Origin of the sequence: Vibrio sp. OPT41, assembly GCF_015163595.1 — a bacterium.
GTDB classification, from domain to species: domain Bacteria; phylum Pseudomonadota; class Gammaproteobacteria; order Enterobacterales; family Vibrionaceae; genus Vibrio; species Vibrio alginolyticus.
The window spans coordinates 35,419-48,721 of the sequence record NZ_JADDYH010000012.1; the positions used below are offsets into that span (position 1 = coordinate 35,419).

At 41.7% G+C, this 13,303-nt stretch carries 12 protein-coding genes and 1 pseudogene; 8 read left to right on the forward strand and 5 right to left on the reverse strand.

Annotated features, from left to right (window positions below; all coding sequences use genetic code 11):
- Positions 1–310: 310 nt before the first annotated feature.
- The 3 genes from malE (at position 311) to malG (ending at position 4,046) form a co-directional block, all read left to right on the forward strand.
- On the forward strand, positions 311–1,489 hold the full coding sequence (malE, locus tag IQP38_RS02780; RefSeq protein WP_005375272.1) for a maltose/maltodextrin ABC transporter substrate-binding protein MalE: 1,179 nt from the start codon (positions 311–313) through the stop codon (positions 1,487–1,489).
- Between the two features lie 79 nt (positions 1,490–1,568).
- Positions 1,569–3,143 carry a maltose ABC transporter permease MalF gene (gene malF / locus IQP38_RS02785; protein WP_005375273.1) on the forward strand — a complete coding sequence of 525 codons (1,575 nt, stop codon included), beginning with the start codon at positions 1,569–1,571 and terminating at the stop codon, positions 3,141–3,143.
- A 12-nt stretch (positions 3,144–3,155) separates the two neighbouring features.
- Positions 3,156–4,046, forward strand: coding sequence for a maltose ABC transporter permease MalG (malG, locus tag IQP38_RS02790; protein ID WP_005375275.1), 891 nt, complete (start codon positions 3,156–3,158; stop codon positions 4,044–4,046).
- A gap of 367 nt (positions 4,047–4,413) precedes the next feature.
- On the opposite strand, the gene IQP38_RS02795 is transcribed toward malG, so the two are convergent.
- Complete coding sequence (locus IQP38_RS02795) at positions 4,414–4,659, reverse strand: hypothetical protein (RefSeq protein ID WP_005375277.1); 246 nt, start codon at positions 4,657–4,659, stop codon at positions 4,414–4,416.
- A gap of 171 nt (positions 4,660–4,830) precedes the next feature.
- Complete coding sequence (locus IQP38_RS02800) at positions 4,831–5,316, reverse strand: acyl-CoA thioesterase (protein WP_005375279.1); 486 nt, start codon at positions 5,314–5,316, stop codon at positions 4,831–4,833.
- 147 nt (positions 5,317–5,463) lie between these two features.
- Between IQP38_RS02800 and IQP38_RS02805 the strand changes: the two genes are divergently transcribed.
- The 4 genes and pseudogenes from IQP38_RS02805 (at position 5,464) to IQP38_RS02820 (ending at position 10,049) form a co-directional block, all read left to right on the forward strand.
- Complete coding sequence (locus IQP38_RS02805) at positions 5,464–6,153, forward strand: TnsA endonuclease N-terminal domain-containing protein (protein WP_005499663.1); 690 nt, start codon at positions 5,464–5,466, stop codon at positions 6,151–6,153.
- On the forward strand, positions 6,146–7,972 hold the full coding sequence (locus IQP38_RS02810) for an integrase catalytic domain-containing protein (RefSeq protein ID WP_064490426.1): 1,827 nt from the start codon (positions 6,146–6,148) through the stop codon (positions 7,970–7,972). The genes IQP38_RS02805 and IQP38_RS02810 overlap by 8 nt, the downstream gene beginning before the upstream one ends.
- A gap of 11 nt (positions 7,973–7,983) precedes the next feature.
- Complete coding sequence (locus IQP38_RS02815; protein ID WP_020841386.1) at positions 7,984–8,979, forward strand: TniB family NTP-binding protein; 996 nt, start codon at positions 7,984–7,986, stop codon at positions 8,977–8,979.
- A gap of 131 nt (positions 8,980–9,110) precedes the next feature.
- A pseudogene (locus IQP38_RS02820) lies at positions 9,111–10,049 on the forward strand (IS481 family transposase).
- A gap of 9 nt (positions 10,050–10,058) precedes the next feature.
- Here IQP38_RS02820 and IQP38_RS02825 read toward each other — a convergent pair.
- The gene (locus IQP38_RS02825; protein ID WP_047102589.1) at positions 10,059–11,432 is read right to left on the reverse strand and encodes a DEAD/DEAH box helicase; all 1,374 of its coding nucleotides are present in this window, start codon (positions 11,430–11,432) and stop codon (positions 10,059–10,061) included.
- Positions 11,432–11,827 (reverse strand): hypothetical protein, encoded by a 396-nt coding sequence (locus IQP38_RS02830; RefSeq protein ID WP_047102590.1) that lies wholly within the window; start codon positions 11,825–11,827, stop codon positions 11,432–11,434. The genes IQP38_RS02825 and IQP38_RS02830 overlap by 1 nt, the downstream gene beginning before the upstream one ends.
- Positions 11,828–12,075: 248 nt before the next feature.
- Between IQP38_RS02830 and IQP38_RS02835 the strand changes: the two genes are divergently transcribed.
- Positions 12,076–12,282: a helix-turn-helix domain-containing protein gene (locus IQP38_RS02835; protein ID WP_005499654.1), complete on the forward strand. Its 207-nt coding sequence runs from the start codon at positions 12,076–12,078 to the stop codon at positions 12,280–12,282.
- Between the two features lie 423 nt (positions 12,283–12,705).
- On the opposite strand, the gene cas6f is transcribed toward IQP38_RS02835, so the two are convergent.
- Positions 12,706–13,302, reverse strand: coding sequence for a type I-F CRISPR-associated endoribonuclease Cas6/Csy4 (gene cas6f / locus IQP38_RS02840; protein WP_047102591.1), 597 nt, complete (start codon positions 13,300–13,302; stop codon positions 12,706–12,708).
- Between the last annotated feature and the right edge of the window lies 1 nt (position 13,303).

Below are 13,303 nucleotides of genomic sequence, written 5' to 3' on the forward strand. Positions count from 1 at the left end.
GACATCCTCCTAATAGAAATAATTGTAGGGGGAGTAGAAAGGGAGGAGTAAAAAAGGAGGAGGAAGAAAGCAGTTGGTCGGAAATCACATTATTGCACCACCTAAAGTTGAAACCGATCACAGGAACTATCCATTTTGTGATTTGAGTCTCTTACCCTTGGCGATTTAGATCACGAAAATACGTCATAATTGTAAGGGCGTAGGGATTAGGAGGATGAGACATATTGGATTATTTCAGATGATATATGTCGAAATACGGCTGAACCTCAATGGACTAGCCCTACATCAAAAATATAAAAAGGATACGAACATGAAAAAGTTAAGCGCTGTAGCACTAGGTACTCTTGTTGCTTTGGGTTCTTTTGGTGCTAATGCTGCCATCGAAGAAGGACAACTTACTATCTGGATCAACGGTGATAAAGGCTACAACGGCCTTGCTGAAGTTGGTAAGAAATTTGAAGAAGACACAGGCATTAAAGTGACTGTGGCTCACCCAGATGGCCTTCAAGACAAATTCCCTCAAACTGCAGCGACTGGCGACGGTCCTGATATCGTATTCTGGGCTCACGACCGTTTCGGTGGTTACGCAGAAGCTGGCCTGCTAGCAGAAATTAAACCTTCTAAGAATATTCAAGAAGGTATCGTTGATTTCGCTTGGGATGCAGTACGTTACGATGGCAAATTGATCGGCTATCCAGTTGCGGTTGAGTCTCTATCTCTAATCTACAACAAAGACCTAGTTCCAAACCCACCAAAGTCTTGGGAAGAGGTTGCAGCATTAGATGCAAAACTTAAAAAAGACGGCAAGTCTGCAATCATGTGGAATCTAAAAGAACCGTACTTCACTTGGCCACTAATGGCGGCTGATGGCGGCTACGCGTTCAAATACACTTCTGAAGGTTACGATGTTAAAGACGCTGGTATCGCGAAAGAAGGCGTTAAAGACGCAATGAGCTTCGTAAAAGGCTTAGTTGATAAAGGCGTAATCTCTGCGGATATGGATTACTCAGTGTCTGAGTCTGCGTTCAACCAAGGCAAAACAGCGATGACGATCAACGGTCCATGGTCTTGGGGCAACATTGAGAAGTCTGGCGTTAACTACGGCGTGACTACGCTACCTAAGTTCCAAGGTCAATCTTCTAAGCCATTCGTTGGTGTTCTAACGGCTGGTATCAGCACTGCGTCTCCAAACAAAGACCTAGCAGTTGAGTTCATTGAGAACTACCTACTAACAAACGATGGCCTACGTATGGTTAACAACGATAAGCCTCTAGGTGCGGTAGCACTTAACTCGTTCCAACGTGAGCTTGATTCAGATACTCGTATCGCAGCAACAATGGACAATGCGATGAACGGCGAAATCATGCCAAATATCCCTCAAATGAACGCATTCTGGGGTGCGGCTAAGAACGCAATCATCAACGTAGTTGACGGTCGTCAAACTGTCGATGCAGCTCTTGCAGATGCAGAAAAACAAATGACTAAATAATTAAGTAAGACCTTTTTAAGGAGGAGGCAACTCCTCCTTACTTTTCTATATTTATTCTATATTCGCTAGCAGGTTCCCTATGCAGTCAGTTCAAGGTACAAATGCTATGACAGCACCAGAAGCCAGCCTTCCGAGCAGCAAAAAAGTGTTCATGAAATGGTCACTTTTAGGCACAGTCGGCATCATCAATGGCTACGCAACAATCCTTATGTATTCTCGCGGTGAGATTGCGTTTGCACTACTTACGCTCATTCTTACCGCTTTAGCGTTGTTCATCTTTGGTAGCAAAAAGACGTACGCACACCGTTACATCTACCCTGGTATAGCAGGGATGATCCTTTTCATTCTTTTTCCTTTGGCGTACACCATAGGTTTGGCGTTTACCAACTATAGCGCGAAGAACCAACTCTCTTTTGATCGCGCTCAGAACGTACTTTTGGACCGAACTTACCAAAGTGGTGATAGCTACCCGTTCACTTTGTATAAAACGGAGCAAGGCCATCAACTTGTGGTTGAAAAAGATGGTGAGCTACTTGCAAGCCCGACTTTTCAGCTTGATAACCTTTCAGCATCGGAGTTTGATCTTTCACCAATTGAAGAAGTGACGGGTGAAAAAGAATCAATCAAGGCGATTGTTAAGAACCGCAGTGCGTTGAGCAGTGTCGATTTACATTTGCCAAGCGGTGATGATATCCGTATGAGTGGGCTGCGCAAATTTGCTGCAGTTGTGCCTTTGTACACATTACAAGAAGATGGTGAAACGCTTTACAACAACCGGACTGAAGAAACGCTACGTCCAAATATGGAAGTAGGTTACTACCAGCCTGTCGATGAAAACGGTCAATTTGTTGGCAGCACAGTGTCACCAGGTTTCGTGGTGAACATTGGTACCCACAACTTTGAGCGTGTTTGGAAAGATGATGGTATCAAAGAGCCGTTTATCAGTATCTTTATCTGGACCATTGTTTTCTCTGCGCTAACCGTATTGTTTACGCTTGTTATTGGTCTTGTCCTTGCCAGTGTGGTTCAGTGGGAAGCACTTAAAGGTCGCTCAGTTTACCGTTTGTTGCTAATCCTGCCTTATGCAGTTCCGGCGTTTATTTCTATCTTGATCTTTAAAGGTTTGTTTAACCAAAGCTTTGGTGAGATCAACATGTTGTTGGAAGGCTTATTCGGAATTAGCCCGGCTTGGTTCTCTGACCCGTTCATGGCGAAAACCATGATCTTAATTGTGAACACTTGGCTTGGTTTCCCTTACATGATGATTTTGTGTATGGGCTTACTAAAAGCGATTCCAGACGATTTATATGAAGCATCAGCAATTGATGGTGCGAACTTTGTCACGAACTTCACACGTATCACACTACCAATGATGTTGAAGCCGTTAACACCATTGTTGATCGCGAGTTTTGCATTTAACTTCAACAACTTTGTACTTATCCAGTTGTTGACTGGCGGTGGTCCAAACATGATTGGTACATCAGAGCCTGCGGGTTACACCGACCTACTAGTAAGTTACACCTACCGAATCGCATTCGAAGGTGCTGGCGGTCAAGACTTCGGTCTAGCAAGTGCGGTAGCAACGCTTATCTTCCTATTGGTTGGCGCATTGGCACTTATCAACCTACGTGTAACTAAAGTAGCTCAGGACTAAGGAGAAATTACAATGGCAATGGTACAAGGTAAGTCATTAAAGTATCGTGTTTGGGCTACTCATATTGCAATGTGGGCATTCTTGGCACTGATTATTTTCCCTTTACTGATGATCATCGCGATTTCATTCCGTGAAGGTAACTTTGCAACGGGTAGCCTGATCCCAGACAACCCAACACTTGATCACTGGAAATTGGCATTAGGTTTCTCGGTGACTAATCCAGACGGTACAGTTACACCGCCACCATTCCCAGTAATGACATGGTTGTGGAACTCGGTAAAAGTGGGTGGTATTTCTGCAATCCTAATCGTGGCGCTATCAACCACATCGGCTTACGCGTTTGCTCGTATGAAGTTCAAAGGTAAGAACACCATTCTTAAAGCGATGATGATCTTCCAGATGTTCCCTGCGGTGTTGGCACTGGTTGCTCTGTACGCGTTGTTCGACAAACTGGGTCAGTACATTCCTTTCCTTGGTCTGAACACGCATGGCGGTCTGATCTTCGCTTACTTAGGCGGTATCGCACTGCACGTTTGGACCATTAAAGGCTACTTCGAAAGTATTGACTCGTCTCTAGAAGAAGCAGCGGCTCTTGATGGTGCTACACCATGGCAAGCATTCCGTTTGGTATTGCTGCCACTGTCTGTGCCAATCCTAGCGGTAGTCTTCATCTTGTCGTTCATCATGGTAATTGGTGAAGTTCCTGTAGCGTCACTACTGCTTTCTGATGTAGACTCGTACACACTTGCAGTGGGTATGCAGCAATACCTATATCCACAAAACTACTTGTGGGGTGACTTTGCCGCAGCTGCTGTACTTTCAGCAGTGCCAATCACTGCCGTATTCTTACTTGCGCAGCGCTGGTTGGTTGGTGGTCTAACCGCTGGTGGTGTGAAAGGATAATCTCTTGTGGTCTGAGATTGATAAGAATAACTAGAAAAGGGCGACCACATGGTCGCCCTTATACTTAGCACGGATATTACAATTTTGGTTTGGCCGCCGATCAGTAATATCTTGGCTTTTATTGGCGTTACGCATAGCTGGCTGTTAGCTTAGTTCCTTACGATTCAATCACTAACAGTTTTTGTAACCATAACCTGAGTTTAGACTCAGGTTTTTTTATGCCTGTTAAAGGCAATTGTGCAATAAGTAGATAGAGATTAGCGGCTTTGCAATGGATTACACAGGGCTTGAATAATGCCCTGCGTAGCACTTCACATAAATAACTAGAGCTTAGTAAAAAGCTAAATTGAGGTAGGGAAGGAAGAGATTAAAACTCTCGGCTGGAAGGTGCGCATCCAACGTATTGAAGCAGCGTGTACAAACTTTCTTGCTGCAGTGCGACGCGACGAAATAGATTAGCAAAGGTAACGTCACCGCCAAAGCAAGTTTGAATGTAATGATTAATTTCTGTTTCGTTATACCCCTCGACGTACATGGTTCTCACCCACTGGTACTCGACCGCTTTTAAATTGGTCAACGTCTCTTCACTTAAGGTCGTTTCTTTTAGTCTCAAGATCCAAACTCTATCCAACTCTAAAATAATGGATGGATTTAAGCAAAGCTAGGTGAAGGATTTATGACAGAGAAGGGCGAGCGTGAAACAAATGGCAAAACCATGATGTTGCTCCACACTCTGGGTCTAGGTAACGTTGAGGTACTTAATAGCGTTCTTAACGGATGCCAGTTACTTGAGATATTTAACGTGTGCTTCCATTTCTTCCCCAATCTCTTTACGCATGTTCATAAGACGGATAGCGGATTGCTCTAAGGCTTTGTCTTCATCTGACTCTGGAATCCATTTCGGTACATCGGTTGGTTTTCCGTTTTCATCTACAGCAACCATGATAACGATACAGTGAGTGGTGAGTCTGTTTTTCATTTGCTTTGGATCACTAGCTTGCACGTCAATCGCAATGTGCATTGAGCTTCGTCCGGTATAAATGACTTTCGCGCTAACTTCGACTAAGTTGCCGACATGAATCGGCGCAACAAACCGAATGCCGCCAGCATATGCGGTAATGCAATATTTACCACTCCACGCTGCAGAGCAGGCGTATGCTGCCAAGTCGATCCATTTCATTACGGCGCCGCCGTGCACTTTTCCGCCAAAATTTACGTCGCTGGGTTCTGCTAAAAAGCGAAGGGTAATGTCTCTTTGACCACTGCTCATCTGTCTTTCCTTGATGGGTTGTTGATACAACCATAAAATGATAATTACAACCATAAATTGATATTTTGTACAACCATAAATTGATATTCCCCTTTTATGGCCTAAACTTATGTAAGTTTACGACAATTTCATAAGAAGGTGATTTCTATGCTCTGTCAAGATAGTTTCTCTGAAAATGTGGTATTAGCATTAGAGCAAGCCTTTCATAATCCTGCTCGTAAGTTGACTAAGTCTAGAGGTAAGAACATACACCGCTTTGCTAGTGCCAAAATGGGTAAAAGAGTTACCGTTGAGTCTGCTTTAGAGTGTGATGCTTGTTATTGCTTCGATTTTGAAAAAGATATTATCCGATTTTGTGCTCAGCCAATTAGATATTCATATTATTACAATGGTAAGTGGCGAACGTATGTACCTGACTTCCTTGTTCAATTTGATACGGGTGAATATGTTTTGTACGAAGTAAAGCCCGATAATATAGCATCTTCATCCGATTTCCTTGATGAGTGGAATGCAAAGCAACAAGCCGCCCAGACAAGGGGGCTGGAACTGGAGCTGGTTGAAGAGAAGCAGATAAGAGTCAAGAACTTGTTGAAGAATCTCAAGTTGATGCATAGGTATGCCTCAAGAGATTGCTTATCTGATAAACACAATTTGGTATTAAATATTCTTAGGAAAAATGGTTCACAGTCGGCACAATATTTGAGCGACAAGACTGGATTATCAAGGCGAGCAATTATGCCAGTCCTTTGCAATTTGTTGTCACGAAATTTATTGGAAACTGATTTGGACACTCCAATATCCTTTCAATCTGAATTTGAACTAGTCTCTTATGGCTAAGAAATCATTTAGTAATTTTAATCGGAAGGCAAAACGAGATGACGTAAGTCATCAAGAAGAGACTCTTTATATTGATAGGGCTTTAAATGATACTTTAGACGAAGATGCCACATATACTGATTTGACAGCATTTCCAGATAAGGTTGCGATTGAAATTTCCTTTCGGCTTAAGATTCTTCGATATCTAGGTAGAGTCAATGACAAGATTGTTCCTAAGACCATTGAGCCACATCGAGTCGCATTACAACGATGCAATGACAAAAATATTCCTAGTGCTATTACAATTTATCGGTGGTGGTTGAATTTTAGTCAATCTGGCTACAATCCTACATCTCTAGCGCCAAAATTCAAAGGTAGAGGTAATAGAGCCCCCAAAGTGTCAGAAATTGTAGATGCGTTGATGGCTCAAGCTGTAGAAGCGGTTATTTCTGGTAGAAAAATCAATGTTAGCTCAGCTCATCGCCGTGTTCGTAGGAAAGTTCGACAGTATAATCTCAAACACGGAACGAAATATAAGTATCCGAGGTATGAGTCTGTGCGGAAAAGAGTCAAAAAAAAGACTCCGTTCGAAGTGTTGGTTGCAAAAAAAGGAGAGCGTGTAGCCAAAAGAGAATTTCGCAGGATGGGCAAAAAAATTCTTACCTCTTATGCTCTTGAAAGGGTTGAGGTAGATCATACAGTTGTGGATTTGTTCGCCGTACATAAAGAATATCGCCTCCCACTTGGGAGGCCCTACCTTACACAGTTGGTAGATTGTTATAGTAAAGCTGTAGTTGGTTTTTACCTAGGATTTGAGCCACCGAGTTATGTTTCAGTTGCATTGGCTTTAAAAAATGCAATACAGCGGAAAGACTCATTACTGTCATCATACCCCACAGTCAAGAACGAATGGTTGTGCTACGGGATTCCTGACTTATTGGTGACGGATAACGGCAAAGAATTTTTGTCAAAAGCGTTTGATGCTGCGTGCGAGACTCTACTAATAACCGTCCATCAAAATAAAGTGGATACCCCGGATAACAAACCAGATGTCGAACGTAAGTATGGGACAGTTAATACGACCTTATTAGATGACTTACCTGGGAAAGCGTTTAGTCAGTACTTGCACAGAGAAGGGTATGATTCAATTGATGAAGCGACATTGACCCTTGATGAAATCAAAGAGATATATCTCATTTGGTTAGTAGACATATACCATAAACATCCAAACCAAAGAGGTACCAATTGCCCAAATGTGGCATGGAAGAGAGGGTGTGAGGAATGGGAGCCTGAAGAGTTTACCGGTACGACAGCGGAGCTAGATTTCAAGTTCGCAGTTTTAGATGAAAAGAAGCTTAGTAAGTCCGGAATAACAGTCTATGTTGACTTGACGTACAGTAGTGACCGTTTAGCTGAGTATCGAGGAACACATGGAAACCATATGGTGACATTTAAATACAACCCTGAGTGTATGGGCGTTATTTGGGTGTTAGATGAAGATGTAGATGAGTATTTTACAGTTCCTGCTATCGATTATGACTATGCAAGTGGTGTTTCTTTATGGCAGCACAAATACAATATTAAATATCAAAGAAGTTTAAATTTGTCCGAATATGATGAAGATTTTGAGGTCGATGCTGAAATACGAATAGAAGACATAGCAGAAGAGTCTATTGTTAAAACCAAGAAACTCAGAAATAGACGTCGCGGTGCTAGGTATCAAGAAAATGCTGAAAGGGCAAAAGCTCAGAATCAAAATGCGATTATAAAAACGGAGCAGGAAGATCCACAAGAAGAGGAAGTTGATGACGAAAATGCCTGGGGTATAGATTACTTATAAGAGGGGAGGGTATGGATGATAGTAGGGATATTCGAGTTGCAAAAGCAAAAAAAGCATTTGTTATAACACCAAGTGTAGCTAAAGTTCTAAGGTATATGGATAGGTGTCGGGACCTTTCAGATATGGATTCAGAGCCTACCTGTATGATGGTATATGGATCTCACGGGGTAGGTAAAACAGCGATAATTAAAAAATATTTGAAACAAAATGAGGGGGATTCTGATACGGAGGGAGATACCATTCCAGTCATTCATATTGAAATGCCGGATAATGCAAAACCCGTCGATGCTGCGAGAGAGCTATTGTTGCAAATGGAGGACCCACTTGCCCTTTACGATACTGATCTAGCTAGGTTAACAAAACGAATCGTCGAACTTATTCCGTTACTAGGTGTTAAGCTGATTATTATCGATGAGTTTCAGCATTTAGTTGATGAATCTTCAAATAAAATTCTTACGCAAGTTGGAAATTGGCTGAAAGGAATACTAAACAAGTCGAAGTGCCCCATCGTACTTTTTGGAATGCCATACTCTAAACTTGTATTGCAAGCAAACTCCCAGCTTCATAGCCGGTTCTCAATTCAATTCAATTTGCGCCCCTTCAATTATCAAGAAGGTGAAGGAACATTCAAGACATTTTTACAACACCTTGATGAAGCATTACCATTTGAAAAACAAACTGGTTTGGCTAAAGAGGGACTACAGGAAAAACTATATGCGTTTTCACAAGGCAATATGCGCTCTCTTAGGGACCTTATTTATCAAGCATCGATTGAAGCTATCGATAACCATCATGAGTCAATAACTAAGGATGATTTTCTTTTCGCGTCTCAGCTAACTTCCGGGAACAAGCCAACCTTTTGGAAGAATCCATTCATAGAAGGCGTCAAAGTCACCAAAGAGATGTTACGGTCGCCACCAAGGAGTATTGGGTGGGAAGACTACTATCAGCAAAATAACAGTCGTAAAAAGAAAGGTAAAGGTCGACCGGATTTTTTTGATAAATAATCGTTATCTATCTGCTCTTCTATGAACGGGTTTCCGACAGCTACGCTAAATTGTGTGATTCATAGACATCCTTTCAACTATACTGGGTGTCTATGGACAGAGAAATCCAACAACGACTACAGTGAGTAAAAATGTATGAGGAATGTGGTGATGCAGGCTTCGTATGTCGACGCTGTGGTATTTCCAGACCAACATTACGCAAGTGGGCTAAGCGATATAAGCAGTGTGGAAATCGCTGGTCTAGAAAGCCAGAGCCCACGCCCTCATTCATCTCCAGATACCAAACTCACTGATTAGCTAAGAGCATTGATCCTTACGATGCGTGAGAAACGTAATTTAGGGGCGCGACGTTTACAAACGGAATTAATCCGACTTCACCAAATACACCTAAGCACAGCGACACTCCATAAAGTTTTATCCGAAGCATCAGTCAAACCCATCGTAACTTACCGACGCAGAAAAGATTTCCAAAGATATGAGCGCCCAATTCCTGGTGATAGAGTCCAGATGGACACGTGTAAAATAGCGCTTGGAATTTACCAGTATACAGCTATTGATGATTGCTCTCGCTATCGGGTTCTCAGGTGCTACTCTCGGCTCACAGCAGCAAACACAGTCGACTTTATCTATTGTGTCGTGGAAGAGATGCCATTTCCTATCCAGCGTATTCAGACGGACAGAGGGCGTGAATTCTTTGCCGAGAAAGTCCAGAAACAACTCATGATTTATGGGATCAAGTTTCGTCCAAATAAGCCTGGCTCACCTCACTTGAATGGCAAAGTGGAACGCTCGCAGAAAACAGGTAAAAGTGAGTTCTATCCGACCACAAATGTCTTTGTGGGGCTGGAAGAACTGGATCTGCTATTCGCGGAATGGCAACACTACTACAACTGGGAACGGCCCCACAGATCGTTAAATGGGCCAACCCCGATAGACAGGATTACTGGGGTATCTTATCAAACTCCTTTATCTGAAGAGGTATCTCAGAACTACCAGATCAAGAAAGAGCGGTTTCAAGAGCAAAATTACAGGCTCGATCTTCGGCTAAAAAATTGAAACCATCTCTATGAATCACACATCTAAATCCCAACAAACGCCTCAATCACCCGTTCTCTAAAACGCCCCAGAGTGAACGACCCATAAGGAACAGAATTTTCGTTACCAACTTGCACACTTGTATCACTGTTATTCCATTTGAAATCCCCTAGTTTCGAAAAGGTTCGAACAGTATGTGATGAGCTTGTTTCAAGTGAATGTGCGTCTTCTTCCTCTTTGTCCTCAGGCTGTTTTATATAAAGACAAAAATCAGGAATATCTTGCTCGATTTCTTCAGCAAATTTAACAAGATTTTCTTCAGCAAGCGTGTACAGCCAAGCTTCTTGGTTGTTGCTATCTGTGATCCTGAGAATGCGCCCTAATACCTGACGGAAATACAACTCCGTGCGAACATTACTCAAATGGCAACAGACTTGAAGTCTTGGAATGTCAGTTCCCTCACTGATCATTCCAATGCTGATAATCCAAGGGGAGTGATCATTTTTGAATTGTTCAATTATCTTTTGAGCATCTGGGTCATGATAAGAAACCATCACGCTGGGTTGCTTTAGCTGTTCATTCAGGATTGTTTGAATTTGTCTCGCATGTGCAACGGACGAGGCGACGATAAGTCCGCCCGCATCTTGGTTGGATGCTCTAATGGAAAGTAGCTTACTCGCAGATAGTTTGAGAATATGAACTAAAGCATCTGTATCCTGTAAGATACTAGAATAACTTATTTTTTGTTCTTTAAATAATGCTTGAATCGATGAATAATATTTACTTTCTTCTGGGCTGACATATTGCAACTGCTCGTTATCAACTAACACGAGTTTCGGCTTTCGACATACTCTGTCGGTGATAGCCTGCTTTAAAGTGTACTGATAATCGCAGATGATTTTTCCTTCCGGATTGCTATAAGAGCTCAGTGATATTGGTAAGCTATCTGAGCGCCAAGGAGTTCCCGTCAGTGCCAAAGTATACTTGGATGCTTTCTGCACTTTTAAAATAATCTGCTCGCCCCAAGCATTCGCGTCAGAAAGAGTTTCACCTGAACAATGATGGATTTCATCGAATATAGCCAAGACTCGGTGCTTTGAAATTGTTTCCCAAAATTGATCATCGAGATATTGGATAGCTTGGTAGGTTAGTGATGTTCCTAATGAACCTAGAGAGCCATTGAACGAGCACTGCAATACACGAGAAAAAGTGCGTGTAAACCCATTAGCAACATTAATTGACGGAGAGAAGCAAATAATCAAATCAATCATATTTGAATCTAAGAGTTGCTTACTTAAATACGCAGCCATTATAGTTTTTCCTGCGCCGGGAGTTGCTTGAGTAAGAAAGTGCTTATTGCCAGATTTGTATTTTCCTAAGGCTTCTTTAATGCAGTTTCGTTGCCAATCTCTAAGCATCAAACAGCCTCCGACGTGAGTAGGTCTATTGTTTTTGAGATGGCGGTTATTTGCCCAGTTAAAGTGGCCGAAAGTTGTGTCGATTCTTGATGCAGCTTTTTTACTTTCTCTTGAGTCTGAGGGTATTGCGCCATAATCGAACGATACTCGTCCATTTCAGCAATTAGCATTGCAAGCTCTCCATTGAGCTTGCCTCTCATTTTGTTCAATTCAGCGATATATGGGACTGAACTTACCAAATCAACAGCTTTGCCCAGATTAATTTCTGATTCTACGCTTGAGGCATTAACTTGTTGAAACAAAGTGGTTTTATGAAACAGCTTATTGCGATTATTTCCTGATGTTGTCAGTAGTCCTTGCTTTACCATTGTATTGAGTTGTTTAGAAACAAACATTCGTACATAACCTACACTTTTGTCTTGCATCGTGCTGGTTAACAACAGATCCCGTATATCAGATATTCTAAACGTGGGTTTGTTATTTATGATTATTGAATCAATGATATATGGTTGAATGGTAAGGTCTTGTGACACGTAGCAACTCTCGACAGTAGATTTGAACATAGAAAAATAAATGCGGATTATAGTCCGTGGAAAAGTTCTCTTCAAGAATAGATAGTCTTTCTTTTTAATGTACTTTTGAAATGAGAGACTTAGCAAAAAAGTTTGGCTACAACGTTCGTTCTATGCGAAAAGACAAAGGAATATCACAGGATAAGTTGGCTTTGGCTGCAGATATAGATCGTAGCTACGTAGGCAGGATAGAACGAGGTGAAGTGAATATCACACTAGAAAAAGCCTACCAGATAGCAAGTGTCCTTCAGTGCGATATTCGAGTGCTTCTACCATAAATAGATTGGAAGAGTTCATTTACTCTAGTTGACGGAGCCTCCTACCTGTTCGGCAGTATTCGCTTTTTGGCTGAGCCTGGAGATGTAAATTTGTTATCAGCTACTTTTCAGTAGTGATGAGGATTATAGTCCTCATCTAATGCCAAAGCAAACAGCTAAGAGTTTAGCTGTTTGGAGATGGTAATAGTATTGATTTTTTAAACTACTCCTCTCTACCTATGCGGCAGTTCACTACTTTCCCAGGTGACTATAAATTTGCGCAAAATTATCAGCTACCTATTCGGTAGTTCACTATTACCAATGTAATAATAGTCCATAAATATCAGTTAGTTAATGGTTTTTCTACGAATTTACCCTTTTAAACTTAATGCTACATTCTAGGCTGTAAAATCAATAGGTTATGAAGATGGTGTAGATGTAAGGTTAAATCAATGGAACAACCTGCAATGAATTATCGGTATTGCCTAGCCCATAGCTGCTAAATGTTCCGGTACCTACAGTTCCTGACCTTTCCTTCATTTGTATGTTCAGTCGGAACTTATTGCCACTGCTGCTATCTTCTTCCAGTGAGTGGTAGCTTTGGAATGCATGACTAGTGGTTTTGGAATAAGCTATAGGGTCAAATATTTCGCCTCGTTCTAAAGCTCTTCGCTCAAGTCGTTTTAACTCCCTCGCTCGGCCCGCAGATGTTCCTTTATCTATAGAGTGTGCACGTTTAAATAGAACATAAGAACAATCGTCTGGGACAGTTTGTGTTGTGGAAATGCTAAAGTAACCAAGTTTTGTCATTTGTACGAAATACCTTCGTGATATCAGAAAATCCAACTCCATTTTATTGGTACTAACAAAGGTGATTTTACGTCCCACCGTTTCTTGGCCCCAGAGTGGGAACGAGACGCCAATGGATCTCGTTTCATACTTGTAATTAAAACGATGTAATTCCTTGATACATTTAGCTGCGATTGCTTCATTGTTTCGATATTCAGGTAAAAATGTGATGGTTCTATAGTACCAATCCATG

Coding starts and splice junctions, on each gene's coding strand:
- malE (WP_005375272.1), top strand. CDS start 311: ATGAAAAAGTTAAGCGCTGTAGCACTAGGTACTCTTGTTGCTTTGGGT.
- malF (WP_005375273.1), top strand. CDS start 1,569: ATGCAGTCAGTTCAAGGTACAAATGCTATGACAGCACCAGAAGCCAGC.
- malG (WP_005375275.1), top strand. CDS start 3,156: ATGGCAATGGTACAAGGTAAGTCATTAAAGTATCGTGTTTGGGCTACT.
- IQP38_RS02800 (WP_005375279.1), bottom strand. CDS start 5,316: ATGAGCAGTGGTCAAAGAGACATTACCCTTCGCTTTTTAGCAGAACCC.
- IQP38_RS02805 (WP_005499663.1), top strand. CDS start 5,464: ATGCTCTGTCAAGATAGTTTCTCTGAAAATGTGGTATTAGCATTAGAG.
- IQP38_RS02810 (WP_064490426.1), top strand. CDS start 6,146: ATGGCTAAGAAATCATTTAGTAATTTTAATCGGAAGGCAAAACGAGAT.
- IQP38_RS02815 (WP_020841386.1), top strand. CDS start 7,984: ATGGATGATAGTAGGGATATTCGAGTTGCAAAAGCAAAAAAAGCATTT.
- IQP38_RS02825 (WP_047102589.1), bottom strand. CDS start 11,432: ATGCTTAGAGATTGGCAACGAAACTGCATTAAAGAAGCCTTAGGAAAA.
- IQP38_RS02830 (WP_047102590.1), bottom strand. CDS start 11,827: ATGTTTGTTTCTAAACAACTCAATACAATGGTAAAGCAAGGACTACTG.
- IQP38_RS02835 (WP_005499654.1), top strand. CDS start 12,076: ATGAGAGACTTAGCAAAAAAGTTTGGCTACAACGTTCGTTCTATGCGA.
- cas6f (WP_047102591.1), bottom strand. CDS start 13,302: ATGGATTGGTACTATAGAACCATCACATTTTTACCTGAATATCGAAAC.